General features: G+C 70.6%; 27 protein-coding genes. 13 read left to right on the top strand and 14 right to left on the bottom strand.

Annotated elements, in window-relative coordinates:
* Positions 1-298: 298 nt before the first annotated feature.
* A complete protein-coding gene (locus tag DEJ12_RS13840) occupies positions 299-1,009 on the bottom strand; it encodes an SDR family oxidoreductase (RefSeq protein ID WP_111030428.1) in 711 nt (236 codons plus the stop codon).
* Between the two features lie 56 nt (positions 1,010-1,065).
* Between DEJ12_RS13840 and DEJ12_RS13835 the strand changes: the two genes are divergently transcribed.
* Positions 1,066-1,461 (top strand): MerR family transcriptional regulator, encoded by a 396-nt coding sequence (locus tag DEJ12_RS13835; protein WP_111030427.1) that lies wholly within the window; start codon positions 1,066-1,068, stop codon positions 1,459-1,461.
* A 10-nt stretch (positions 1,462-1,471) separates the two neighbouring features.
* Here DEJ12_RS13835 and DEJ12_RS13830 read toward each other — a convergent pair whose 3' ends face one another.
* A complete protein-coding gene (locus tag DEJ12_RS13830) occupies positions 1,472-1,849 on the bottom strand; it encodes a VOC family protein (protein ID WP_111030426.1) in 378 nt (125 codons plus the stop codon).
* 112 nt (positions 1,850-1,961) lie between these two features.
* Entirely contained in the window at positions 1,962-2,657 is a 696-nt protein-coding gene (locus tag DEJ12_RS13825) for a YafY family protein (RefSeq protein ID WP_111030504.1), read from the bottom strand.
* A gap of 99 nt (positions 2,658-2,756) precedes the next feature.
* On the opposite strand from DEJ12_RS13825, the gene DEJ12_RS13820 reads away from it, so the two are divergent.
* Positions 2,757-3,320, top strand: coding sequence for a hypothetical protein (locus tag DEJ12_RS13820; RefSeq protein WP_111030425.1), 564 nt, complete (start codon positions 2,757-2,759; stop codon positions 3,318-3,320).
* Between the two features lie 239 nt (positions 3,321-3,559).
* A complete protein-coding gene (locus tag DEJ12_RS13815) occupies positions 3,560-4,630 on the top strand; it encodes a magnesium and cobalt transport protein CorA (RefSeq protein WP_111030424.1) in 1,071 nt (356 codons plus the stop codon).
* 61 nt (positions 4,631-4,691) lie between these two features.
* Here the strand turns inward: DEJ12_RS13815 and DEJ12_RS13810 are convergent, their stop codons facing one another.
* Positions 4,692-5,471, bottom strand: coding sequence for a hypothetical protein (locus tag DEJ12_RS13810; protein ID WP_111030423.1), 780 nt, complete (start codon positions 5,469-5,471; stop codon positions 4,692-4,694).
* Between the two features lie 25 nt (positions 5,472-5,496).
* Positions 5,497-6,036: an RNA polymerase sigma factor gene (locus DEJ12_RS13805; RefSeq protein WP_083389453.1), complete on the bottom strand. Its 540-nt coding sequence runs from the start codon at positions 6,034-6,036 to the stop codon at positions 5,497-5,499.
* A 110-nt stretch (positions 6,037-6,146) separates the two neighbouring features.
* Between DEJ12_RS13805 and DEJ12_RS18085 the strand changes: the two genes are divergently transcribed.
* Positions 6,147-6,293, top strand: a complete 147-nt coding sequence (locus tag DEJ12_RS18085; protein ID WP_181433037.1) for a hypothetical protein — start codon at positions 6,147-6,149, stop codon at positions 6,291-6,293.
* Between the two features lie 35 nt (positions 6,294-6,328).
* On the opposite strand, the gene DEJ12_RS13800 is transcribed toward DEJ12_RS18085, so the two are convergent.
* Positions 6,329-7,846 carry a SulP family inorganic anion transporter gene (locus DEJ12_RS13800; protein ID WP_111030422.1) on the bottom strand — a complete coding sequence of 506 codons (1,518 nt, stop codon included), beginning with the start codon at positions 7,844-7,846 and terminating at the stop codon, positions 6,329-6,331.
* Positions 7,847-8,059: 213 nt separating this feature from the next.
* Here DEJ12_RS13800 and DEJ12_RS13795 point away from each other — a divergent pair, with 213 nt between their 5' ends.
* The 3 genes from DEJ12_RS13795 (at position 8,060) to DEJ12_RS13785 (ending at position 10,640) form a co-directional block, all read left to right on the top strand.
* Positions 8,060-8,446 (top strand): MerR family transcriptional regulator, encoded by a 387-nt coding sequence (locus DEJ12_RS13795; protein WP_111030421.1) that lies wholly within the window; start codon positions 8,060-8,062, stop codon positions 8,444-8,446.
* Positions 8,447-8,616: 170 nt separating this feature from the next.
* Positions 8,617-9,429 carry a mannosyl-3-phosphoglycerate phosphatase gene (locus DEJ12_RS13790; RefSeq protein WP_111030503.1) on the top strand — a complete coding sequence of 271 codons (813 nt, stop codon included), beginning with the start codon at positions 8,617-8,619 and terminating at the stop codon, positions 9,427-9,429.
* Positions 9,426-10,640, top strand: coding sequence for a glycosyl transferase (locus tag DEJ12_RS13785; protein ID WP_027464806.1), 1,215 nt, complete (start codon positions 9,426-9,428; stop codon positions 10,638-10,640). The genes DEJ12_RS13790 and DEJ12_RS13785 overlap by 4 nt, the downstream gene beginning before the upstream one ends.
* Positions 10,641-11,046: 406 nt before the next feature.
* Here the strand turns inward: DEJ12_RS13785 and DEJ12_RS13775 are convergent, their stop codons facing one another.
* The 3 genes from DEJ12_RS13775 to DEJ12_RS13765 form a co-directional block, all read right to left on the bottom strand.
* A complete protein-coding gene (locus tag DEJ12_RS13775) occupies positions 11,047-11,247 on the bottom strand; it encodes a hypothetical protein (RefSeq protein WP_110864786.1) in 201 nt (66 codons plus the stop codon).
* 95 nt (positions 11,248-11,342) lie between these two features.
* Positions 11,343-12,392 carry an LLM class flavin-dependent oxidoreductase gene (locus DEJ12_RS13770; RefSeq protein WP_111030420.1) on the bottom strand — a complete coding sequence of 350 codons (1,050 nt, stop codon included), beginning with the start codon at positions 12,390-12,392 and terminating at the stop codon, positions 11,343-11,345.
* A 63-nt stretch (positions 12,393-12,455) separates the two neighbouring features.
* On the bottom strand, positions 12,456-12,848 hold the full coding sequence (locus DEJ12_RS13765; RefSeq protein WP_111024478.1) for a VOC family protein: 393 nt from the start codon (positions 12,846-12,848) through the stop codon (positions 12,456-12,458).
* Positions 12,849-12,918: 70 nt separating this feature from the next.
* On the opposite strand from DEJ12_RS13765, the gene DEJ12_RS13760 reads away from it, so the two are divergent.
* The 5 genes from DEJ12_RS13760 (at position 12,919) to DEJ12_RS13740 (ending at position 16,972) form a co-directional block, all read left to right on the top strand.
* Positions 12,919-13,785 (top strand): SMP-30/gluconolactonase/LRE family protein, encoded by an 867-nt coding sequence (locus tag DEJ12_RS13760; protein ID WP_111030419.1) that lies wholly within the window; start codon positions 12,919-12,921, stop codon positions 13,783-13,785.
* A complete protein-coding gene (locus tag DEJ12_RS13755) occupies positions 13,782-14,381 on the top strand; it encodes a hypothetical protein (protein ID WP_146245549.1) in 600 nt (199 codons plus the stop codon). Before DEJ12_RS13760 ends, DEJ12_RS13755 begins: the two co-directional genes overlap by 4 nt.
* Before the next feature lie 49 nt (positions 14,382-14,430).
* A complete protein-coding gene (locus tag DEJ12_RS13750) occupies positions 14,431-14,799 on the top strand; it encodes an SdpI family protein (RefSeq protein WP_111030417.1) in 369 nt (122 codons plus the stop codon).
* 22 nt (positions 14,800-14,821) lie between these two features.
* Positions 14,822-15,739 (top strand): phosphotransferase family protein, encoded by a 918-nt coding sequence (locus DEJ12_RS13745; protein WP_111030416.1) that lies wholly within the window; start codon positions 14,822-14,824, stop codon positions 15,737-15,739.
* 225 nt (positions 15,740-15,964) lie between these two features.
* On the top strand, positions 15,965-16,972 hold the full coding sequence (locus DEJ12_RS13740; protein ID WP_152377666.1) for an SPFH domain-containing protein: 1,008 nt from the start codon (positions 15,965-15,967) through the stop codon (positions 16,970-16,972).
* 186 nt (positions 16,973-17,158) lie between these two features.
* On the opposite strand, the gene DEJ12_RS13735 is transcribed toward DEJ12_RS13740, so the two are convergent.
* From DEJ12_RS13735 to DEJ12_RS13715, 5 genes are all read right to left on the bottom strand, one after another.
* Positions 17,159-18,427 carry a sugar ABC transporter permease gene (locus DEJ12_RS13735; RefSeq protein WP_111030415.1) on the bottom strand — a complete coding sequence of 423 codons (1,269 nt, stop codon included), beginning with the start codon at positions 18,425-18,427 and terminating at the stop codon, positions 17,159-17,161.
* Positions 18,424-19,188: an ATP-binding cassette domain-containing protein gene (locus tag DEJ12_RS13730; protein WP_111030414.1), complete on the bottom strand. Its 765-nt coding sequence runs from the start codon at positions 19,186-19,188 to the stop codon at positions 18,424-18,426. Before DEJ12_RS13730 ends, DEJ12_RS13735 begins: the two co-directional genes overlap by 4 nt.
* A 129-nt stretch (positions 19,189-19,317) precedes the next feature.
* A complete protein-coding gene (locus DEJ12_RS13725; RefSeq protein ID WP_111030413.1) occupies positions 19,318-20,433 on the bottom strand; it encodes a sugar ABC transporter substrate-binding protein in 1,116 nt (371 codons plus the stop codon).
* A 206-nt stretch (positions 20,434-20,639) separates the two neighbouring features.
* Entirely contained in the window at positions 20,640-21,812 is a 1,173-nt protein-coding gene (locus DEJ12_RS13720) for an ROK family transcriptional regulator (RefSeq protein ID WP_111030412.1), read from the bottom strand.
* A 116-nt stretch (positions 21,813-21,928) separates the two neighbouring features.
* Positions 21,929-22,864 carry a ketopantoate reductase family protein gene (locus DEJ12_RS13715; protein ID WP_111030411.1) on the bottom strand — a complete coding sequence of 312 codons (936 nt, stop codon included), beginning with the start codon at positions 22,862-22,864 and terminating at the stop codon, positions 21,929-21,931.
* Between the two features lie 78 nt (positions 22,865-22,942).
* On the opposite strand from DEJ12_RS13715, the gene DEJ12_RS13710 reads away from it, so the two are divergent.
* Positions 22,943-23,509, top strand: coding sequence for a TetR/AcrR family transcriptional regulator (locus DEJ12_RS13710; protein ID WP_111030410.1), 567 nt, complete (start codon positions 22,943-22,945; stop codon positions 23,507-23,509).
* Positions 23,510-23,512 lie beyond the last annotated feature (3 nt).

Genomic DNA, 23,512 nt, shown 5'->3' with positions numbered 1-23,512 from the left:
GGGCAGGGTGTCGACGCAACCTGAGCGCCGGTACGTCGAGGAGCACCCGTCAGCGGACCAGGCGCGGGAGCTGGAGTCCCTCGCCTCCTGAGCTCGGGTGTCAGTGCTCTCCCTTCATCTCAGGAGCCGACCGGAGGCCGGGTGTCAGGGTTGTCGTCATCGATCTCGGGCATCGCCGTCGCCGCAGCCGCGAAGCCCGGGTCCGAGCGCACGTCAGCGACACCGAGCGCGTCCGCAGCAGGCGGCCCAGCACGGCCGCACGTTGGCGGCCGTGCCGAAGGCTGCGTGAAGCCGGCTCCTACGACGCGAGCATCTGCGCCACCACCGCGTACAGCTCCTTGGGGTCCCCGGCGAGCATCTGCTTGATCAACGCGGCCTGCTCGTCCACCACGACCTCGTAGTCGTCGCGCTCGACCCCGTCCAGGGTCGCGCGCGCCACGTCCGCCGGGTCGGTCTTGGGCATCGAGATCCCCGCGGTCATGTCGGTGTCGGCCACTCCGAGGTGCACGGACATCACCGCGGTCCCTTGGCCGGCCAGCTCGTGCCGCAACGCGTTGCCCATGTTCCACAGGGCGGCCTTCGACACCGCGTAGGCGGAGGCTCCGGGCATGGCGAGCCACGAGGCACCCGAGGCGATGTTCACGATGCTCCCACCGCCGTTCGCCGCCAGGACGGGTGCGAACGCGCGGATCACGGACAGGGTGCCCCAGACGTTCGTGTCCATGTCGGCGTGGGCTGCGTCCAGATCGCCCAACAGGGTCGCCGTGGTCGCGATCCCGGCGTTGTTGATCAGGAGATCGACATCGGTCGCGACCGCGGCGGCGGCTGCGACGGACGCGGGGGAGGTGATGTCGAGGGCGAGACGCTCGACGCCCTCGAGGTCGATCAGTTCGGGGCGTCGGGCGGTGGCGTAGACCTTCGCCCCGCGGGCGATCAGCTGTGCGGCGAGGTGGCGTCCGATACCGCGGTTCGTGCCGGTGACGAGGGCAGTGGCTCCAGAGAGGTTCATGCCCGCTACGGTAGAACCTGACGTCAACGTGAGAATCAAGCCCGAGGGACAGAACGATGCGGATCGGTGAACTCGCAGAACGTGCCGGCGTCAGCGTCCGGTCACTGCGGTACTACGAGGAGCAGGGGCTCCTCGAGTCGGAGCGGACCACGGGCGGACACCGGGAGTACCGCGAGCCCGATGTCGCGCGGGTGCGCTTCATGCAGATGCTCTACGCGGCGGGCATGCCGAGTCGTCGGATCGTCGAACTCCTGCCCTTCCTCGACACCGGGGTCGCCACGCGGACGATGCTCGACCACTTCGACGAGGAGAGCGATCGCATCCGACGCCAGATCGAGGCCCTCGGCGCCACCCACGACCGGCTTACACGGCTCCGTGACATCGCTGCGGAGTCCGTTGCTGGGCGACCACCGGAGGAGTGCCGCTCGTCCGCGAACGCCGCCGCCGCCTGAGCCGCTCCGCCTAGTTGGCGGCGTCGGGCCTGCTGAACAGGTTGACGACGTTGCCGTCCGGGTCGCGGACCAGTGCGGAGCGGTTGCCCCACGGCATCGTGGTCGGCTCCAGGACGACGTCGTCGCTGCCGAGCTGCAGTCCGGCGAAGTCGCCGTCGACGTCGGCGACCTCGAACTCGATGAGCACGGAACGGTTCGTCGCGGGCGTCAGCGTGCCTCCGAGCATGGCCACTGTCGCGGTGCTTGCGATCGCGAGGGTCCCGCCCGAGCCGCTGAACTGCGCGAAGACCGGTGCGGGGCGCTCGGCCGGCTGGCCGGTGATCCGCTCGTAGAAGGCGACCATGCCCTCGAGGTCGTCGGTGATGATGCGGACGGATGCGAACGACATGGGGTTCCTCACGGTGGTGCTGCTGACTCGGAGCGACCAGCTTCACCGGCCGCCGCGACACCGTCCTGTCGGTGTTTCCGGAAACCGACCGCGTTTCCGGAAACCGACCGCGCTAGTCGTCGAGGACCGGCCGGAGTCGTCCGTACTGGATCGCGAGGTCCTCGGACCGCAGGACGCGCTGCGCAGGCCGCTCGTCGGTGACCTCGACCGACAGCATCCGGTCGCCGCGGAACGCCCGCACCCCGTCGCGGGTCCGGCACCAGGCGATCAGGTACCACTGACCGTCCTTCCCGATCGACCCCAGCGGTTCGACGTCGCGGACGGACTCCGCTCCGCCGGCATCCCGGTACCGGAGTCGTACGACCCGATCCGCGCGCAGGGCCGCCGCGAACTCTGCCGGGACCACCGTGTCCTCGTCGTCCTCCAGGAAGTGCACCCGGGATGCCAGTGCGCTGGCTCGTGCGGCGTCCCCGGCGGGCATCACCGCGAGCGTCTTCCTGGCCGCGGTCTGCGCCGCCTGCCGGAACGGACTGCGCCCCAGCGAGCCGAGCCCGATCAGCACCGCGAGGGCCTCGTCCGGCGTGAAGCCCGCCGGGCCGAGCGTCGCGGACGCGTCGATGACGTACCCGCCGGTCCGGCCGGGCTCCGCCCAGATGGGCAGACCCGACTGCTGCAACGCGGAGATGTCCCGTTCGATGGTCCGCACCGACACCTCGAACCGCTCCGCGAGACGACGAGCGCTCCGCGGCTGCGGGGCGACGGCGCGCAACTCCTCCACGAGGCCGTAGAGCCGGTCGGTGCGATTCACCAGGCCATCTTCGCTGTCGTCGCGACGTTCCGTCAGATCCACGCCGTCTCGCCTGCCACGTGCTCGTGGGGCTCGCGTCCGTCGGCCTAGGCTGCGGGGGTGTCCGCAGCCTTGACCGTCGAACTCCTCCGGACGTTCGGTGTTGCTCTCGAACCCGGGTTGTCCGATCGGGAACTGGCCCGGGCCGAGCGTCGGTACGGCGTTCGGTTCGGCGCGGACCACCGAGCCCTGCTCTCCCTCGCGCTGCCGAGCGGGGACGGGTGGTTCGACTGGCGCGCTCGGAACGACGAGCGACTGCGGCGAGCGATCCGGTGGCCGGTCGAGGGTGCCCTGTTCGACGTCCGTCACGACGCCTTCTGGCCCGGGTCGTGGGGCGAGCGACCCGGCGACGAGTCGCAGCGTCTCGAGGTGGCTGAGCGGCACCTGCGGCAGTGGCCGCAGCTGGTGCCGTTGTACTCGCACCGCTACCTGCCTGCCGCGCCGCTCGGTAGCGGGGCGCCGGTCTTCTCGGTCTACCAGACGGACGTGGTCATCTACGGCGATGATCTCGTCGACTACGTCAGGCGGGAGTTCCGGCCGGATGGTACCGAGTGGGAGACCAGCGTCGGGATGCACGACCTGGAGCCGTGGACGCTGCTCGCCTTCGGCGAGGACGTGCCCTGAACGCAACGAGCGGATCGGACTGCCGGCGGTCCTGAACGCGACGGCTGACGGACTGGAGGCACGGTGCCAGCTGGCACCGTGCCTCCAGTCCGTCCTGGGGTCGCGCCCAGGGCGTGTCAGGACTCCGACAGGAATCCGGCGCGAAGCGTGAGGGCTCCGTCAGGGAAGCGCGCCCGCCGTCGGCGGTCCGGCATGATCGGCAGGTTGCCCGCATGCACCACGGAACCAGGAGGACACCGGTGGCCCTCATCGACAACGGCATCTACGTCAACGGAACCCGAACGGAGTCGCCGCAGGACCTCAGCTTGACCGACGAGGCGCTCGACGCCGCGGGAAGCGGCGCGATGGCCTGGATCGGGCTGTTCCGACCGACCGCCGCCGAGCTGGCCTCGGTCGCGGACGAGTTCGGGCTGCATCCGCTCGCGGTCGAGGACGCGCACAAGGGGCACCAGCGCGCGAAGCTCGAGCGCTACGGCGACACCCTGTTCGTGGTGCTGCGACCCGCCTGGTACGACGAGGACGAGGAGACCGTCGAGTTCGGTGAGGTGCACCTGTTCACCGGGCGCGACTTCGTCGTGACCGTCCGGCATGCGGAGCAGCCGAACCTCGCCGACGTGCGGAAGCGACTCGAAGCCGATCCGGACGCCCTGGGGCGCGGGTCCGAGGCGGTGCTCTGCGCGGTCCTCGACGAGGTCATCGACAGCTACGCCCCGGTCGTCGCCGGGCTGCAGGACGACATCGACGACATCGAGGACGACCTGTTCGACGGTGACGTCGACCCGGCGTCCTCGCGGCGGATCTACCAGCTGCTCAGCGAGGTCATCGGGTTCCAGCGCGCCATCGGCCCGCTTCCCGGGATGCTCAACGCGTTGCTGCGCGGCGCTGAGAAGTACGGCACGGACATCGAGGTGCAGAACCAGCTGCGGAACGTCCTTGACCACGCGATCCGCGTCACCGAGCGGGTGGACACGTTCCGGACGCTGCTCGAGAACGCCCTCACGCTGCACTCGACCCTGGTGACGCAGGAGCAGAACGACGCGATGCGCCGGATGACCAGCGCGAGCCTGGCACAGGGGGAGGAGAGCCGGCGGCTGGCGCGGGCGTCGATGGAGCAGGGCGAAGAGGTGAAGAAGATCTCGTCGTGGGCAGCGATCCTGTTCGCGCCCACGTTGGTCGCGTCGATCTACGGCATGAACTTCGAGCACATGCCCGAGCTGCGGTGGGTGTGGGGCTACCCGGCGGCGATCGTCGCGATGGTCCTGCTGGCGGTCGTGCTGTGGGCGGTGTTCAAGCGGCGGCACTGGCTCTGAGCGTGCGTGACGACGGACAGGAGGCGCGGTGCCAGCTGGCACCGCGCCTCCAGTCCGTCGGTCAGTCCGTCCAGGTCTGCTGGACGAGCGCTTTCAGGAGGCCGTCGGTCGGGACGTTCGACTGCGTGATCGAGATCCAGGTGTCGCCGCGCACGAAGAACGTGTGCGTCGTCTCCACGCGGTCCGAGTAGTACATCGACGTCTCGGTGTGCTGGCACGAACGTCCACCGAGCGTGTCGGTGCAGGTCCAGTCCTTGTCGGCGACGACGCGGAGGCGAGCCTGCAGGACGTCACGATCTGCCGTGCCCATCTCGAGGAACAGCCCCTCGTCGCCCTCGGAGGTACCGCCCGGTGTCCAGGAACAGACCAGCTCCGCGTCCTCCTTGAACGGGGTCTCGGGGTCGATGTAGTAGTCGGTCCTGCCGCCCGGTACCTGGGGGCGGAACTGGGTGATCCCCAGCGAACCGAACAAGCGCGGAGCATCGGCGGCCGGCACGGCGTCGGTGCACGCCCCGGGGATCGTCGCCGTGGTGTCGGCCGGCGCCGGGGTCGGCGTGATGCGGGCGGCGGACGGTGACGGTGACCCGGTCGGTTCCGGTGTCGGCGGCGCAGAGGACGGCACGGGTGCCGGTGCTGCGGCGAAGGGCGTCGGAACGAGTCCGAGCGCCACCGAACCGCTCGCGGTGCCGATGCCGAGCACCCCGATCAACGCCACGATGAGGCCGACGCGACGGCGTGCGGAGGCCGGGCGTGGCTTGTTGTGCATGCCCCGGACGACCTGCTGCCGCATGCCGGCGAGCATCCGCTGCATCTCGTCGCCTCCGGGCGGCTCGTTGCTCATCGGGGACCCGTGGTCGGTTCGTCGTTCATCGTTCATCGTTCGTCACCGCCTTCTTGATCCGTGCACGGGACCGCCACACGCGCTGGGTGACGGCGCCGACGCTCATGCCGAGCAGGTCGGCGGCCTCGGCGTAGGAGCGGCCCTCGATGAGGCAGAGCTCGCACACCTGGCGATCGAGTGGTGCGAGCGCGTCGATCTCGGCGCGGACCCACCGCAGCCGTTCGCGGGCGTCGTCGTCCGGCTCGGGCGCGGCGAGCTCGTCGGGCAGGTCGACACCCTCGTGTCGCCGCTGCTGTCGCCGCAGGTTCGCGGCGTGGTTCCGGCACACGACGAGCAGCCACGGCAGGAGTGACTCCCCGGGGACCTCCACGGTGTCGGCCTTCTGCCAGAGGGTCAGGAACGCGTCCTGCACGATCTCCTCGACGTCCATGCGCCGCGTGACCAGTGCCCACGTGTAGCGGGTCATGGTCTCGGCGTGACGGTCGAACAACGCGGTGACCGCACTGCGGTCGCCGCGCGCGGCTGCCGCCACGAGCGCGCTGTCCGGCTCGGCTGATCGGTTCATGTCCACCCCCTTCACTCCGCAGTGTGCACGGAGGGGACATCCTCACAGATCCTTCGCCGCCGGGCGTGTCGTGTGGCCGAGGGGGCGCCCCGGAGTCGGTGGTCACAGGGGTGCCATCGCGTCGCCGGTCGCGTCAGACGTCGGTCTCCCTCTCGGCCTCCTGGAGCGGCTGGGCGACGTTCGTCGTCGTCATCGGCGTCCTGTCCGCGCTCGTCGGGTTCGTCTTCGCGCTCGTCCCGGCGGACGGCCGACGCTGACGGGCGTTGCCAGGTGACGGGCGGAGGTCAGGAGGTCAGCGGCCGGCGCCGAGGTTCCCGGCGAGGCGGCTGTGGAAGGCCTGGCTGGCGTCGTTCATACCGCGGATGTCGACGCGCTTGCCGTGCTGGTGGTACTTCGTCTCGATGGCGTCGAGCGCGGCGACGGTGGAGGCGTCCCAGATGTGCGACCCGGTCATGTCGATGACGATCAGGGCGGGATCGTCGACGTAGTCGAACTGCGTGGTGAGGTCGTTGCTCGACGCGAAGAAGAGTTCGCCCTCGACCGTGTAGAGCGCGTGCTGCTCACCGGTGCTGAGCGTCTCGATGCTCCGCGACACGGTGGTGAAGTGGGAAACGCGGCGTGCGAAGACGATCATCGCGGCGATCACCCCGATGATCACGCCGATGGCCAGGTTGTCCGTGGCGACGACGATCACGACGGTGAGGACCATGACGACGGTCTCGCCGACCGGCATCCGCTTGAGGGTGGAGGGCTTGATGCTGTGCCAGTCGAAGGTGCCGACGGACACCATGACCATCACGGCGACGAGGGCGGCCATCGGGATGATCGCGACGACGTCGCCGAGTCCGACGACGAGGACCAGCAGGAAGACCCCGGACAGGAACGTCGAGATCCGGGTGCGGGCACCGGACGCCTTGACGTTGATCATCGTCTGGCCGATCATCGCGCAGCCACCCATGCCGCCGAACAGGCCGGAGGCGATGTTCGCCACCCCCTGCCCGAGGGCTTCGCGGGTCTTGCGGGAGCCGGTGTCGGTGACCTCGTCGACGAGCTTCGCCGTCATGAGCGACTCGAGGAGTCCGACCAGGGCCATGGCGAGGGCGTAGGGGGCGATGATCGTCAGCGTCGCGAGCGTCAGCGGGACGTTCGGGACGAACAGGGTCGGCAGGCTGTCCGGGAGCTGGCCCTCGTCGCCCACGGTGGGGATGGCGATGGAGGCCAGCACGGTGACGAGCGTCAGGACGACGATCGCCACGAGCGGTGCCGGGATGGCCTTGGTGACACGGGGCAGCAGCACGATGATCGCGATGCCGACGGCGCCGATCGGCCAGACGAGCCAGTCGACGCCGATGATGTTCGGCAGCTGTGCGGTGAAGATCAGGATCGCGAGGGCGTTGACGAACCCGACCATCACCGACCTCGGCACGAAGCGCATCAGCTTGGCCGCGCCGAGCCCACCGAGGACGAGCTGGAAGACGCCGCCGAGGATGACGGTGGCGATCAGGTAGTCCAAGCCGTGCTCCTTGACCACGGGGGCGACGACGAGCGCGATGGCTCCGGTGGCGCCGGTGATCATCGCGGCACGTCCGCCGACGAACGAGATGACCACGGCCATCACGAACGCCGAGAACAGCCCGACGCGGGGATCGACGCCCGCGATGATCGAGAACGAGATCGCTTCCGGGATCAGTGCGAGGGCCACGACGAGGCCGGCGAGGACCTCGCGGAGCAGGATCTTCGGGTTCCGCAGGGCGGACAGGACGGTGGGGCTTGCGTGCACCGGAGCCGGTGCGGGCGTGACGGTCGTCACGGTTCTCCTTCGCTGAGGGATGCGGACGCTCGGCGTCCGCGGGGGGAATGTCGTGGGGCGCTTCGTCGCGCGCGCTGACCGAGTGCGGCCAGGGACCCGAACCTTCCGCGACGGAAGAGTTGGTCGTGTCCGACTCTAACGCAACGGAAGGGTTGCTGCGCAAGCATCGGTACGATCGGTCGGGACCGGGCAACCGGGCGGAAGGGGTCAGCAGTGACGGACGCGGCAGGAGCATCGACGATGCAGATCGGTGAACTCGCCGACCGGACCGGGCTCTCCATCCGGACCGTGCGGCACTACGACGACGTCGGGCTGCTCCACCCCACCGGACGGACCGAGGGTGGCTTCCGGCTGTACTCCGACGACGACCTGCAACGCCTGCTCGTGATCCGCCGGATGAAGCCCCTCGGCTACTCCCTCGAGCAGATGGCCGAGCTCCTCGGCATCCTCGACGGGCTCCAGGTGGCGGACGGCACCGAGCGGGACCGGCTGCAGGCGCAGCTCGACGCGTACATCGTGGACACCGAGGAGCGCCGGGCGAAGCTCGCCCGCAACCTCGAGTGGGCCGACGAGTTCCTCGGCATCCTGCGCGCGCACTGACACGCCGTGACGGACTGGAGGCGCGGTGCCAGCTGGCGCCGTGCCTCCTGTCCGTCCGCTGGTCGCGTCGCGCGACCGACGCCGGCTTGTTCACCCAACCGACGCATGCGCGTGGCAGGGTGGTCCGGGGCATCGTCGCCCGCAGCCCAGCCAGCCGCCAGCGGAGCACGATGCCAACACCCGACCTGATGATCGTCACGGACCTCGACGGGACGTTCCTCGACCACCACGACTACTCGTTCGACGCGGCCCTGCCGATGCTGGAACAGCTGCGGGCGGACGACGTCCCCGTGGTGTTCTGCAGCAGCAAGACGCGTGCCGAGATCACGGCGCTGCAGGCACGCACGGGGCTCGACGGACACGCGTTCGTGGCGGAGAACGGCGCGGTCGTCGTCGGACCGGTGGGCGACGTGCTGGTCGGACCGGTCGACGGTGAGCTCGAGCGGCTGCACGCGGAACTCGACCGCGTCCGCCAGTCACTGGAGCTGCACTTCGAGACCTTCGGCGACGTGACCGACGCGGTCGTCGCCGCGTGGACCGGCCTCGACCTCGAAGCGGCCGGACGAGCGCAGCAGCGCGAGGCGTCCGAGGTGCTGCTCTGGCACGCCGAGGACGACGACCGGGCGGACGCGTTCCGCGCGGCGCTCGCCGCGGTCGGCCTCGACCTGGTGCGCGGCGGCCGGTTCTGGCACGTGCTGCCGGCCGGCCGCGACAAGGGCGCGGCCGTCCGGACGCTGATCGCCGACCACGAGCGTCGGACGGGCTCGGTCCCGCGCACGATCGGACTCGGTGACGGCCCGAACGACACCGCGCTGCTCGACGCCGTCGACTTCGCCGTCGTGGTCCGCGGACACGGCCCGGCACCCGGACCGCTCGCCGACGACCGCCCCGAGCGCGTCCACCGCACGACCGCCCCCGGCCCGCAGGGCTGGACCGAGGGCCTCACCCGGTTCACCACCCCGTCCGTCAGGAGCCACCGATGAGCGACTTCCACCAGAACGGCGTCATCACGACGTTCCACGACCTCGGTCGCCGCAGCACCGCGAGCCTCGAAGAGGACCTGCGGGGCTTCGCCGAGAAGCGCCCGATGAGCCTGATCCTGCCGGCGCTGTACTCCGAGCTCGAGCGTCCGGCCCTGTCGCGGATCGTCGACGAGCTGGCCGAGGCCGACTGGCTCAGCGAGATCGTGATCGGGCTCGACCGCGCCGACCGCTCGCAGTTCGAGCACGCCCGCGAGTTCTTCTCGCGGCTGCCGCAGCGGCACCGGATCCTGTGGAACGACGGGCCGCGACTGCGCGAGCTCGACGCCGAACTGGAGCGTGCTGGTCTGGCGCCGGGGGAGCCCGGCAAGGGCCGGAACGTCTGGTACTGCACCGGGTACGCCCTGGCGTCGGAGCGGGCGGACTGCATCGCCCTGCACGACTGCGACATCACCACCTACGAGCGGGGCATGCTCGCGCGGCTGTTCTACCCGGTCGCGAACCCCGCGTTCGACTACGAGTTCTCGAAGGGCTACTACGCCCGCGTCGCCGACGGTCGGATCAACGGCCGCGCCGCACGGCTGCTCGTCGGGCCGCTGCTCCGCTCGCTCCGCCAGGTCTACGGGGAGTCCGAGTACCTGGAGTACCTGAGCAGCTTCCGGTACCCGCTGTCCGGCGAGTTCGCGATGCGCGCCCACGTGCTCAACGGCCTGAAGATCCCCGGCGACTGGGGACTCGAGATCGGCATGCTCTCCGAGGTCTACCGCGACTACGCGACCCGGCAGGTGTGCCAGGTGGAGATCGCCGACGCGTACGACCACAAGCACCAGCCCCTCGCCGAGGCCGACGGCACCGGCGGCCTCGCCCGGATGGGCAACGACATCGTGCAGTCGCTGCTCCGGAAGCTCGCGACGATGGGCGTCCCGCTCACGTCCGACTCGTTCCGGGTGCTCAAGGCGACGTACTACCGGAACGCGCTCGACATCGTCGAGGTCTACCGGCACGAAGCCGAGATGAGCGGGCTCGCGTTCGACCAGCACGCCGAGGAAGCCGCGGTGGAGCTCTTCACCAAGGCGATCCTCGACGCCGGCGGCGCCTTCACGGCGCGGCCGAACGACAAGCCGTTCATCCCGAGCTGGAGCCGGGTGCGCTCAGCGGTTCCGGACGTGCTCGACCGGCTGCGGGACGCGGTGGAGGCGGACCAGCAGGACTGACCGGTTCGCTCGACCGGGTGACGGCGTCGACGAAGCCGTCAACGACCAGACCGGCGCAAGCCGTCGAGGGGGACCCACCCTGGCTGCGAGCGTTGCCACGATCGGAAACGGTCGATGCGCCCCTGCGCGGCTGCCACGGCAGGCCGAGCCCGCCGGATCACGCGGCTCCGCAAGACGAGGAAGCCCGAGCCCACGAGGACGAAGAAGCCCGCCAGAGCCAGCCCCGTAAATCGGATCGGACCGACTACCGACCAGCCGATCGAGGCGCCGCCGAGCGCACACAGCACACAGCCCCAGAACAACAGTCGGCTCGCGGTGTGCCGGAAGGTCCGGACGAGCCGTTCATCGTGTTCGATCGTCGGCGTGCTGCCGGGCTCTGACTCTGCGAACCCCACCCGGAGCCGCATCACGAGCCCCAGATGACGTACGCGACGACCCCGAGGACGACGACACCGCCGATGGGAACGAAGAAGATCCAGTCGTTCCGGATCGGCGCGCTACCCGGTTGATGGTCTCGCTGGAACGGGGCGACCGGGTTGCCGCTGACCCCGGGGAGGAAGTCGGTCGAGTGCTGTCGGACCGGTTCTTCGGGACGCTGGTCGTGCATGTGACCCCCCAGAGTCGACGGGTGCTGATGACCCTCCCGTCGATCTTGCCCGACATCGGGTGCCTTGACCACCACCGGTGCAATCGGCCGACTCGTCATCCGTGCTGCGGGTCCCACCCGTCGGATCCCGGCGCCCAGCCGAGTTCCGGTCCAAGCCGTTCGGCGATGTCCGTGATGATCTGCGCGTAGTCGTCGGGCTCGAACGAGAACGGGAGTGCGAAGGCGACCTCGGTGACCGCCTGGTAGCCGACGTCGGCGCGCAGCCGGTCGGCGATCTCGGCCGACGTGCCCACCAGGTCGGCGGCGAAGAGCATCCCGGCGGGGCCCTGCGGCACGCCGACGCGACCCGAGCGGCTGTCGACGTAGGCGCGGTAGCGGGCCGCTTGCTCGGCGGTCGCGGTGTCGGTCGGGATGACGACCAGGCCCTGCGAGACGCGGGCGGCAGCGGGGTCGGGGTGGACGTCGAGGTAGGCGTCGATCTGGGCGCGCTGGTTCGTGGCGAAGTCCGTGCCGACCTCGCTGCGGGTGACGCTCGAGGTGAGCAGGTGGAAGCCGTTCTCACCCGCCCACACGGCCGACTTCGTGCTGCCGGTGCCGTACCAGATCCGGTCGGCCAGACCGGCGCTGTGCGGCTGGACGGTGCTCGCGAACTCCTCGATGCCACGCCGTTCGACGGTCTCGGTCGCCGTCACCGGGTCACCGCGCACGAGGTCACGGAAGCGCAGGAGCCGGTCGTTGCCGAGGTCCTCGTGCTCCAGGGTGTCGGGGTAGATCGCGTCGCGGTACAGGTCGAAGTTCATCGGCGTGCCGACCGAGAACCCGGGGTTCAGGCGGCCGCCGAGCAGGACGTCGACCGTGCCGAGGTCCTCCGCCAGGCGGAACGGGTTCTCCGCGCCGAGCGGGGTGACGGCGGTGCCGAGGTCGATGCGCGAGGTGCGCTGCGAGGCGGCGGCCAGCACCGCGACGGGGGAGGAGATGCCGTGCTGCAGGTGCCGGTGGCGCAGCCAGGCGCTGTCGAAGCCCAGGGTCTCGGCGCGCTCGATCACGCGCAGGGTGTCCTCGTGGCCCTCGGACGGTCGGACGGGGTCGAACGACCCGATCGTCAGGAAGCCGAGCCGGTGCAGGGGAGTTCCGTCGAGGGGCATGGGTCGATCGTGCCAGATGCGTCGTCCGTTGCGGCTGTCGATGACCGTCGTGCAGCCGCCGGGTCAGTCGCCGCTCTCCTTGATCAGCGCTTCGACGTTGTTCCCGTCCGGGTCGGACACGAACGCGGTGTACGCGTGGTACTCCGGCCAGTAGCGCGGTTCGTGCCGGGACACCCCGCCGGCGGCGACGGCTTCGCGGTGGAAGGCGTCGACCTCGCTCCGCGATCCGGCCTCGAACGCCAGGTGGAGTCCGCGCGTCGTCGCCTCGGGGGTCCGGGCAGTCTCGAGCGAGACGCTCGGGGTGTCGTCCCCGTGCTGCCAGAACTCGGCGACGGCGTCCGTGCGGTAGCCCGCTCCGATGCCGAGGGGCGCGAGGGCGGCGGTGTAGAACGCGTCGCTCGCGGCGAAGTCGCTGGCGAAGACGCCCAGGTGGTGGATGAGGTGACGACCCGGCATGGGACGACCCTAGGCCGCAGTCACGGCATCTGTCCGGGCAGCTTCCCGGTCCCGCTGGCAGGCTGGATCCGTGCACATCACCCTGGACTCCGCGACCGACATCGTCATCTCCGGCATCCGTTTCCCGGAGGGGAACCGCTGGCACGACGGACGGCTCTGGTACTCGGACATGCACACCGGCGAGGTGTTCTCGGTCGACCCGTCCTCGACCGACGGCCCCCGGCTCGAGGCCACCGTCGACGGGCAGTCGTCGGGGCTCGGGTGGCTCGCCGACGGGCGGTTGATCGTCAGCTCGATGGAGTCCCGCACGGTCGTCGCCGTCGACCCGGACGGCAGCACCTCGGTGTTCGCCGACCTGTCCACGATCGAGTCGTCGCTCGTGAACGACCTGGTCGTCGACGCCCAGACCGGGCGGACCTACATCGGTGCCTTCGGCTACGACCTGTACGCGGGCGAGGAACTGCGCCCCGGCCCGCTCTACGTGATCGACACCGACGGCTCGGTCCGCCTGGCCGCCGAGGGCCTGGTGTTCCCGAACAGCGCCAACATCCTGCCCGGCACCCGGACCCTGGTGGTCAGCGAGACGTGGGGTGGCCGCCTCACCGCCTTCGACATCGAGGACGACGGTTCGCTGACCGGGCGGCGCGAGTGGGCAGCCCTGCCCGGTGGCGTGACCCCGGACGGCAGCACCGTCGACCGTGACGGCGCGATCTGGGTCTGCTCGGTCGACACGGGGGAGTTCCTACGGGTCGTCGAGGGTGGCGAGGTGACGGACCGCATCGACGCACCCGGGGACTGCGCGATCGACTGTGCGCTCGGTGGCGAGGACGGTCGCACCCTCTACCTGGCGACCGCCGACAGCTACGACCCGGCCGTGACGGCGACGACGCGCGCCGGTCGGATCAGCTCGGTGCGGGTCGAGGTGCCCGGGTGGTGAACCCGAGCGACCTCGCCGAGGCGACGCGTCGTGCCGAGTACCTGGTCGAGCACGGGCCGACGGTGGTCGTCATGTCGCAGCAGGCGGGGTTCGCCGGCATGTCGATCCTGTGGGCGTTCATCAGCGTTCCCTCCGTGCTCCGCACCGACTCGGTGATCTGGTTCCTGTTCGCCCTGGCCGGAGCGGTCGTGAACGTGACCGCATGGGTCCGTGCTCGACGCCACCGCAGGCTGCTGCCGTACCTCGTCGAGACGCCGCAACAGCCGCTCGGCGTGCTCGCCCCGGCGGACCGCAAGTCCGTCACCCGACAGGTCAGCGGACGAGTACCGGTGCCGCCCGAGACCGTGCCGCTCGTGCGGGCGATGCTCGCGTGGCAGCGGCGGTCCATCCGAACCTCGGCGCCGACCCTGATCGGCACCGGGCTGAGCCTGTTGGGACTCGGAGGCGCCACAGCCCCGACGTTCGGTTCGGATTGGGCGTTCCTGGTGTTCATCGCCGTCGTCGCGGTGTTCGTCACGGTCGCGACGGTGATCGGCGTGCGTCGAAGCCGCCGAGTCCTGGCCGAGCTCGATCGAGCAGGCGCGCCCGTCTCCTGACCTCGTGCGCGTTGCCTCCACCGCGTTAGCGTGGTGCGGGGAGGTCGTGATGGACAGTCCAGGTTGGTGGGCGGCGATCGGCTGTGCCGTGCTCCTGCTCATCGTCGACGCGGCGATCTGGGGCATCGTGTCGGTCGCTGCGGACGGCCTGGGGCGGAACCGTGCAGCGGGCATCCGGCTGCCGTCACTCATGCGGAGTGGCGCGGCCTGGCGCGCTGGGCACCTCGCCGCCCGCCGGGTCATGCGGCCGTTGCTCATCGGTGCCGCGGTCGTGGCGATCGTGTCCGTTCCGGCCCAGCTCATCCCGGCGCTCTACGTGGTGCTGCTCGGGCTGTTCTTGGCGACCACGCTGGCGGCGCTCGTCGTCGGTGCGGTTTCGGCATCCCGCGCCGCGAACAGCGTTCCTCGCGACGATTGATCGGAGCGGCCATGCTGGTCCCATGTCGGACGAGGTGGTCGAGCAGGAGTGGTTCCGAGTCGTCCTGCGCTCCGTCGGCGGATCGGTCGACCGGATCGAACGGCTGCACGGCGGGGCGGTGAACCACACCTACCGGGTGGACCGTGCGGGTGCTGCTCCGGTCGTACTGCGTTTCCCGGTTGACCCGCTCCGGCAGGACGAGTACCCCGTCGAGTCGTGGGCCGCACGAAGCGCGAGCCGGGTCGGCATCCCGGTCCCCGAACCGCTCGCCCACGGGTCGGAGGGCGGTGTCCACTTCTCGGTGTCGGCGTACGTCGCGCCTGACCCACGACCGATCGACCGCCCGTGGCGGTGGCTCGGTCGCTCCGCGCGAGCCGTCGCCATGATCCCGCTCGTCGATGCGCCTCGGTCGTTGTTCACGAGGTTCGGCGACGACCTCCGGCTCGCCTGGACGGCGCACCTCGACTACAACCTCGACGCGCTCGGCGACGACGATCCGCTGCTCCGTGACGGTGCCTACGCGTCGCCGGACCGGTTGCGTGATCGTCTCGCTCCGCTGTCGGAGGCGCAGTTCGAGTTCGGGCTGGCCCACGGCGATCTCGCACCTCGCAACCTGATCTCCCGCGGTCCGGGCCAGCGGCCGGTGCTCATCGACTGGGGCGCAGCGGAGACCGGGCCGGCACCGTGGACGGATGCCCGCCGGGTGTTCACGTGGACGTTGATCGACGGGTCCGTCACCCGCGCGGACCACGACGAGTTCATGACGGCTGCCGGACTCACGTCGGACGACGACCACCGGCGGCTCGCGTCGATGACTGCGCTGCACCTGCTCGACGTCACACGGTGGGCGCGTGACCGGCGACCGGACCTGTACGACGAGTACCTCGGACGCTGCCGCAGCGGACTCGAGCGCATCGAGGAGATCGTCGGACCGGCCTAGCCCACGCGGCCCCGACCCGAGCGCATCCGCGCGGTGCGAGGTTGTACACGTGGTGCGAGGCATCCGGGCTCGCACCAGGTGTGCAACCTCGCACCAGACGGAACCGGCGCCCGGCGACAGGGGCGACACGGACGGCGCGCATCGCCCGCCACCACGCGCACCCGCGTCACCCGCACCCCTCCGGGTACGGCAGACTCAACGGACAAGCATCCAGGAGTGATCGTCATGTTCGTCGCCGCCATCGTCTTCCTCGTCATCGCGCTCGTCGCGCTCTTCTTCCGAACACGCACCTACTCCACCCCCGCACGACCGGCCACACCCGGTCGCGAGGCACGTCCCGCTGTCCCGACCCGCCGCCCGAACCTCATCGCGACGTGGACAGCAGCAGCCGCGGGCGTCCTGTTCGTCGGGCTCACGCTCGGCAGCACCCTGTACGCGCAGGACACGGGCGAGTCGAAGGTCCAGGTGGACATCTCCGGCAACATCGTCGGACAGACCACGGACTCCGGGTTCCACTTCAAGGCACCGTGGGCGACGCTCCACACGTTCAACATCCGGAACCAGACCGTCACGTACATCAACGCGGTGAACGGCTCCGACTCGGACAACAACGGCAACGTCCGCTCCGGCCCGTACGTCACGGTGCAGGACCAGGACGGCGTCTCGTCGAACGTCAGCCTGAACCTGCAGTACAGCATCGACGCGAAGTCGGTCACCGACATCTACCGGTCGTACAAGACCGAGGAGAACTTCAAGACGCAGTTCATCGGCAACTCGGTGCGCAGCGTCGTCCGCCAGGTGCCGAACGACTTCACCACCATCGAGCTCATCACCAAGCGCGGCACGGTCGAGAAGGCGATGATCCAGGCGCTCGAGACGCGGTGGAAGGGCTCTGGAGTGCACGTCGACAACTTCGCGCTGCAGGAGATCACCCCGCCGAAGTCGGTCATCGACGCCTACGCCACGGCGCAGCAGGCGCAGATCCAGGTCACGAAGGAGCGCGCGCTCCTGGATGCCAAGAAGGTGCAGGCGCAGCAGCAGGTCGCCGAGGCGCAGGGTCAGGCCGACGCCAACGAGGTCCTCAACGAGCACCCGCTCTCCGACGCCGCGCTCAAGCAGCGCGAGATCGAGGCGCTCAAGAGCGCCGGCGACAACGGCTCGCTGATCGTCGTGCCGCAGGGCACCGACAACATCCTCAGCCTGCCCGGTACCTCGGGTTCGAAGAGCAAGTAGCGCGCCGAGACGCCGCCCAGTCGCCGAGACGCCTCCGTTTTCGGAGGCGTCTCGCGCACGGGGCGGCGTCGCGGGAACACGACGGCGTCTTCCGGATCCGAGACGCGCGCCGAGACGGACGGGAGGCACGGTGCCAGCTGGCACCGTGCCTCCCGTCCGTCCGCGTGGCGGGGTCCGGGGCCCCGCTCAGGCCGCGCCGTGACTGGCGCGACTGCGCCGCGAGAGCGAGTCGATGATGACGGCCAGCAGCAGGACCGCGCCGGTGATCATGTAGCGGATCGACGAGTCGAGGCTCAGCAGGGTGAGCCCGTTCGAGATCGACTGGATCACGATGATGCCGAGCAGTGCCGACCAGGCGCTGCCTCGGCCACCGAACAGGCTGGTCCCGCCGATGACGGCTGCGGCGATCGCGTTGAGGTTCGTGTCCCCGGCGCCGGACGACAGGCTCGCCGAGTTCAGTCGGGCGGCGGCGAGGATGCCGCCGACGGTGGCGAAGAGCGAGGTCAGCATGAACACCGAGATGTAGATGCGGTTCACCCGGATGCCGGAGCGCCGTGCAGCCTCGACGTTGCCGCCGACCGCGAAGACCGAGCGGCCCCAACGGGTGCGCTTCAGTACGAAGTTCATCAGCACGACCAGCACGATGAAGAACACGAACGAGGTGCCGGTGCCGAAGTCGCGCGACAGGTACCAGACCATCAGCGCGAGGCCGAGGAACAGGGCGACGGCCTTCACGACGGTCAGGGACATCGCCCCGGTCGACAGCCCGGCACGGCGGCGGCGGGCAGCGCGACGGACCTCGGTGAAGAAGAGTCCTCCGGCGGCCAGGACGGCGAGCAGGTACGCGAGCCACGGCGGCAGGTACGACGCCGACGCGAACTGCACGATCGGGGAGTCGTACGGCAGGTTGATCGAGCCGTTCGGGCCGAGGATGAGCAGCTGCAGCCCGAGGAACCCGAGCAGACCGGCGAGCGTGATGACGAAGCTCGGCACCCCGAAGCGGGTGAACAGCAGGCCGTAGAGCAGGCCGGCGGCGGCACCGACGGCCAGGGCGACGGTGAGCACGAGCCACAGCGGCCAGCCGAGCGTCGTGAGGCCCTGGCCGAGGATCGCGGCGGAGAGCCCGCTGACGCTGCCGACGGACAGGTCGATCTCGCCGAGCAGCAGCACGAGGACGATGCCGATCGCGATGGTGCCGACCGCGGCGCACTGCAGGGCGAGGTTGACCAGGTTCCCCGGGGACAGGAAATCGGGGGAGAGTGCCTGGAACACCGCCCAGATGACGATGAGCCCGACGACCACCGGCAGCGAGCCGATGTCACCGCCGCGCACCCGGCGGACGAACGCCTTCGCCGCGCCGCCGATCCCCTGGTCGCGCAGGAGCCGCTCGTCCTGCAGGTCCGCGGCCGAGGGCGGCGGGGTCGCTGCGGTGAGGGTCTCGTCGGTCTTGCTCATGCGCTGGTCTCCTGCTCGGTGCGGGCGGCGGCGCGACGGGTGACGGCGTTGTCGGTGGCGCCGGTGATGGCCGCGATGATCTCCTCGTAGGAGACGTCGTCGATGCGGAACGTGCCGTTGTTCCGCCCGAGTCGCAGGACCGCGACCCGGTCGGCGACGGCCTGCACGTCTGCGAGGTTGTGGCTGATGAGGACGACGCCGAGGCCGCGCTCGCGCAGGCGTTCGACGAGGTTGAGGACCTCGGCGGTCTGCGCGACGCCGAGTGCTGCGGTGGGCTCGTCGAGGACGACCACCTGCGGGTCGCCGATCAGCGAGCGGGCGATCGCCACGGTCTGCCGCTGCCCACCGGACAGCGACGCGATCGGGATGCGCACCGAGGGGATCCGGGCGGCGAGCTGCTGCAGGAGCTCCCACGATCGGCGCTCCATCTCCTCCTCGTCCAGGAACGGGTGGGCGATCTCGCGACCGAGGAACAGGTTCGAGACCACGTCGAGGTTGTCGGCGAGGGCGAGGTCCTGGAACACCGTGGCGATGCCGAGGGTCTGGGCCGCCGCGGGGTTCGGGACGGTGACCTCGTCGCCACCGAAGGTGATCGTGCCGTCGTCGGGCGTGTAGACCCCGGCGAGGATCTTCACGAACGTCGACTTTCCGGCGCCGTTGTCGCCGACGATGGCGACCACCTCGCCGGGGTAGACGTCGAAGTCGATGTCGCTGAGGGCCTGGACGGCGCCGAACCGCTTGGTGATCCCGCGCAGGGACATCACCGGGTCGGCGGAGGGGTGTGCTGCTGGTGACGCGTTGCTCACGGGTGTCGTGCTCACGGGTGTCGTCCTCGATCGGTGAGGCCCGCCCGGTCCGCAGTCGGACCGGGCGGGCAGAGGGGGTCGGACCTACTTGATGCCGGCGCTGTCGCAGGCCGACTTGTACTGCGCGGTGCAGATCTTCGACACCTCGTACAGGCCGTCCTTGACCACCGTCGACTGGACGTTGTCCGTGGTGACGGCGACCGGGTCGAGCAGCGTCGACTGGACGCTGGCGCCCCCGGCGGTGTCGACGGTGGTGTCGCCCTTCGGGGTCTCACCCTTCGCGAACTGGATCGCCAGGTCGGCGGCCTTCGACGCCTCGGGCTTGAAGGCCTTGTAGACGGTCATGTACTGCTCACCGGCGAGGATCCGCTGGATCCCCGCGAGCGAGGCGTCCTGCCCGGTGACGGGCGGGAGCTCGGTGACGCCGGCCGACTTCAGGGCCGCGATGACACCGCCGCCGGTGTCGTCGTTCGCCGCGTAGACGCCGGTGATCTTGTCCTTGCCGAGCTTGCTGATCTGGCCGGCTGCCCAGTCCTGCGCCTTGGCGGGGTCCCATCCGGGGGTGTCGTACTCGGCGAGCACCTCGTAGCCGCTGTCGTCGATGACCGAGTGGGCGCCCTTCTTGAACTGCGAGGCGTTGTTGTCGGTGGGGGAGCCGTTCACCATGATGATGCCCGAGCCCTCCGGGACCTTCTTCGCCTTGAGGGCGTCGACGAGGGCCTGGCCCTGCAGCTCACCGACCTTCTCGTTGTCGAACGAGATGTAGTAGCTCAGGTCGGGGCTGTTGATGAGCCGGTCGTAGGAGATCACCGGCACCTTCTTCGCCTTCGCCTGCTGGACGATGGACGCTGCGGCCTCGCCGTCGAACGGGTCGAGGACCAGGACCTTGACGCCCTGCGTGAGCATCGACTGGGCCTGCTGCAGCTGCTTCGACGCGTCGCCGTCGGCGTTCGCGTAGATGACCGAGCAGCCGCTGCACTGCTTCTTCACCTCGGCGGTGAAGAGCGGACGGTCGGCGCTGGCGTAGCGGGCGGTGACGGAGTCGGGCAGGAGCAGGCCGATCTTGGCCTTCGACGCGTCGCCGCCGCCTCCGCCGGAACCGGTCCCGGCGTCCGCGCCGTTGGAACAGCCCGCCAGGGTGGTGATCGCGAGCAGCAGGGCGCTGACGCCCAGCATCGCTCGTGTGGTGGATTTCTTCATTGAAACGTCCTCCAACAGTGGACCGCCCCCATCGGCGGTGCCCTGAGTGTGACAGCGAGCGTTCTTGGCTGCAAGAGTTGAACGCAAGGACCGCGCGCCGTGACGAAAACGTTATCCGGAGGGCGCGGAGCGGCACGGCCGGCGCAGCGCGGAGCGCCCCGGCCTGCACGGGGTGCCCCGGCCGGCACGGCCCGGCGCGTCTCCGCCTAGCGTGCGCGCGTCACGTCCACGGCCTCGATCGCCAGGGCCAGCGCGCCGGTCACCGAGGCCTTCTCGCCGAGCTGCCCCTGCACCACGTCCGGCGTGCCGTCCACGTCGACGATCAACGACGACTCGAGGGCCTGCCGCATCGGTCCGAGCAGGAGCTCCCCGGCACGCGCGAACTCGCCGGTGACCACCACCCGCTCCGGGTCGAGGACGTTGCACAGGCCCACCGCCGCCGAACCGATCGCCCGCCCGGCGTCGGCCACGGCACGCATGCAGACCTGGTCGCCGCCCATCGCCCGCAGGATCAGGTCCGCCAGCTTGAGGGTGCCGACCTCGTCGCGGACGCCCTCGAGCACCGCGGGCGCGCCGGCGATCGCCTCGAGGCACCCGCGGTTCCCGCACCGGCACAGGGGCCCGTTCGGCAGGACGGGGGTGTGCCCGAACTCACCGGCGATGCCGTGGTGCCCACGGAACAGGTGCCCGCCGAGCACGAGTCCGGCACCGATGCCGTTGCCGACGTCGAGCGTCACCACGGTGTCTCGGCCACGGGCCGCCCCGCTCCGGTGTTCCGCCAGGGCGGCGAGGTTGGCCGAGTTGTCGACCTGCACGGGCTTGTCCATCCGCCGGGCGAGCGACTGGCCGAGCGCGACGCCGTCCCAACCCCGCAGGATCCCGCCACGCGCCGTCATCCCGGTGCGTGCGTCGATCGGGGCGGCCACGGCGAGGCCGACTGCGAGCACCTCGTCCATCGACGACTCGATGGATTCCACCATGTCCAGCACCAGCAGCGCGGTCTTGTCGAGCTCGGCGTCGGCCCGGTGGTCCCGGGCCAGGGGCATGTGCCGCTCGGCGAGGACGGCGCCGTTCAGGTCCGACAGCGCCAGCCGCAGGTGCCGCGGCGAGACGTGCACCCCGGCGACCAGCCCGAGGCCGTGCGGCAGGGTCACGCGGAGCGCCCGACGGCCGCTCGAGGTGCTCGGCGTCGCGTGCAGGGCGCCGGTCGCGACGAGTTCCTTGACGATGTTCGAGACGGTCGCGGGGGAGAGTCCGGTCACCCCGGCGAGCTCGACCTGCGTCAGCCCGCCGTGCCGCTTCACCGCGCTGACGACCCGGACCCGGTTGGCTTCACGAAGTGAAGCTTGGTTCCCCGGACTGCGGCGCGGCTCTGACACGGGGACAGCGTAACGGGCGGGTCCGGAACGCTCGCCGTGACGGACTGGAGGCACGGTGCCAGCTGGCACCGGGCCTCCAGTCCGTGCCTGGCCGCGTCCACCGCCCGCACCCGTCGTCAGACGCGTCGCGCCGTCCGGTCGAGGCGCGGGGTCGGGATGTCCAGGGCGGCGGCGGTGCGCCGGACGTCCTCGAGGACCGCGAGGGGTTCGGCGGCGGAGGGGTCGTCGTGCGCGGCGAGGCTCGCCCGCGCGATCGGGACGAGCGCCGTGGCCGTGGCCACCACGGCGGCCGTCACCCCCGGGCGTCGGACGGGCAGGGTCGTGGAGCGGTGTCGGGAGAGGTCGACGCCCCGTGCCTCCAGGACCGGGCGGAGCTCGCGGCCGGTCAGGAACGCCTCGCGGAGCGCGTGCCGGTCCCCGACCATCGTCGCCAGGCCACCGCTCTGCAGGGCCTGTGCGAACATGCCGGCGTCGAGCACGAAGTGCAGCCACAGCCAGCCGCGGATGTCGTCCTCGTCCTGCACGGTGAACCCCGCCCGCTGGAACACCGACCGCACCAGCTCCCGCCGGTCCGGAGCCGTGCCGGTCGTCCCGAGCCGGACCGAACGGAGTACGGCGCCGTGCAGGACCCCGTCGGCGTCGAACCCGCCGCCGGCGCCCGGGAACCCGAACAGCACCCGGTCCGCGGCGAGCGGTGCGACCGCGGCGAGGGGTTCGTCCCACACGTTGCCGAGGACCAGCACCGTGGCGTCGCCGATGCGGGGCGACAGGGTGGCCACGGCCTCCTGCAGTCGGTGGTGGCCGACGCTGAGGACGACGAGGTCGTAGGCGTCGTCCGTGTCGATCGACTCGACCAGTCTCGTCGGCGACGTCGATCGGGTCCGCTGCCCCAGGGGTCCGCGGCGGCCGTCGATGACGTCGGTCTGCACGGTGTCGCCGTACTCGGCAGCACGCCCCGGCCGCACCAGGTGGTCGACCTGGTGCCCGGAGTGCTGGAAGGCCTGGCCGTAGATCGTGGCGATGACGCCCCGGCCGAGCATGAGGATCCGCATCAGGCACCTGTCCGCTAGTCTGGAGACGATCTCCACTTGGAAGATATGGAGATTGTTTCCACTTGTCAAGGAGTGCCCGTGCCGGTCGAGGAACCCCTGCCTGCCGAGAAGCCGATGCGCGCCGACGCCCGTCGGAACCGCGACGCGATCGTGGCCGCTGCCCGGACGGCGTTCGAGCGTGACGAGCAGCTCCGGTTCGACGACTTCGCCGGACGCGCGGGAGTCGGCGTCGGCACCCTCTACCGACACTTCCCGACACGCGAAGCGCTGGCGGCTGCGGTCTACCGGGGTGAGGTCGACGTCCTCTGCCGCCGTGCTCGTGACTCGACGCGACCAGCGGCCGAGAGCCTCGACGACTTCCTGCACGGGTTCGTGGAGTACGTGGTCGACCACGCGGGGCTCGCGCGCACCCTCGCCGCCGTCGTCGACGCCACCACGCAGGCCGAGGGTGGGGGAGACCTGGAGCGGACGCTCGCCGAGCTGATGGCGCGCGCTGCTGCCGACGGCACCATCCGGTCCGACGTCGCCCCCGGGACGGTGCTCATGCTGCTGCACGGCATCGGGGCCGGGATCGATCGCCCCGGGTGGGCGACGGAAGCCCGTGCTGCCGCCGACCTGATCTCCCGAGGGCTCCGGGTCCGCTGATCC

The organism is Curtobacterium sp. MCLR17_059 (assembly GCF_003234665.1).
Taxonomy (GTDB): Bacteria; Actinomycetota; Actinomycetes; order Actinomycetales; family Microbacteriaceae; genus Curtobacterium; species Curtobacterium flaccumfaciens.
The sequence above is the reverse complement of the archived record's forward strand: the minus strand, read 5'-3'. Positions and strand labels throughout refer to the sequence as shown.

Excerpts from the sequence above, each read along its gene's own strand:
- DEJ12_RS13840 (WP_111030428.1), bottom strand. The coding sequence starts at position 1,009 with ATGAACCTCTCTGGAGCCACTGCCCTCGTCACCGGCACGAACCGCGGT.
- DEJ12_RS13765 (WP_111024478.1), bottom strand. The coding sequence starts at position 12,848 with ATGCCGGGTCGTCACCTCATCCACCACCTGGGCGTCTTCGCCAGCGAC.
- DEJ12_RS13775 (WP_110864786.1), bottom strand. The coding sequence starts at position 11,247 with ATGCACGACCAGCGTCCCGAAGAACCGGTCCGACAGCACTCGACCGAC.
- DEJ12_RS13735 (WP_111030415.1), bottom strand. The coding sequence starts at position 18,427 with ATGAGCAAGACCGACGAGACCCTCACCGCAGCGACCCCGCCGCCCTCG.
- DEJ12_RS13740 (WP_152377666.1), top strand. The coding sequence starts at position 15,965 with ATGTTCGTCGCCGCCATCGTCTTCCTCGTCATCGCGCTCGTCGCGCTC.
- DEJ12_RS13790 (WP_111030503.1), top strand. The coding sequence starts at position 8,617 with ATGCCAACACCCGACCTGATGATCGTCACGGACCTCGACGGGACGTTC.
- DEJ12_RS13745 (WP_111030416.1), top strand. The coding sequence starts at position 14,822 with ATGTCGGACGAGGTGGTCGAGCAGGAGTGGTTCCGAGTCGTCCTGCGC.
- DEJ12_RS13750 (WP_111030417.1), top strand. The coding sequence starts at position 14,431 with ATGGACAGTCCAGGTTGGTGGGCGGCGATCGGCTGTGCCGTGCTCCTG.
- DEJ12_RS13805 (WP_083389453.1), bottom strand. The coding sequence starts at position 6,036 with ATGAACCGATCAGCCGAGCCGGACAGCGCGCTCGTGGCGGCAGCCGCG.
- DEJ12_RS13770 (WP_111030420.1), bottom strand. The coding sequence starts at position 12,392 with ATGCCCCTCGACGGAACTCCCCTGCACCGGCTCGGCTTCCTGACGATC.
- DEJ12_RS13730 (WP_111030414.1), bottom strand. The coding sequence starts at position 19,188 with ATGTCCCTGCGCGGGATCACCAAGCGGTTCGGCGCCGTCCAGGCCCTC.
- DEJ12_RS13725 (WP_111030413.1), bottom strand. The coding sequence starts at position 20,433 with ATGAAGAAATCCACCACACGAGCGATGCTGGGCGTCAGCGCCCTGCTG.
- DEJ12_RS13810 (WP_111030423.1), bottom strand. The coding sequence starts at position 5,471 with ATGAGCAACGAGCCGCCCGGAGGCGACGAGATGCAGCGGATGCTCGCC.
- DEJ12_RS13835 (WP_111030427.1), top strand. The coding sequence starts at position 1,066 with ATGCGGATCGGTGAACTCGCAGAACGTGCCGGCGTCAGCGTCCGGTCA.
- DEJ12_RS13830 (WP_111030426.1), bottom strand. The coding sequence starts at position 1,849 with ATGTCGTTCGCATCCGTCCGCATCATCACCGACGACCTCGAGGGCATG.
- DEJ12_RS13785 (WP_027464806.1), top strand. The coding sequence starts at position 9,426 with ATGAGCGACTTCCACCAGAACGGCGTCATCACGACGTTCCACGACCTC.
- DEJ12_RS13715 (WP_111030411.1), bottom strand. The coding sequence starts at position 22,864 with ATGCGGATCCTCATGCTCGGCCGGGGCGTCATCGCCACGATCTACGGC.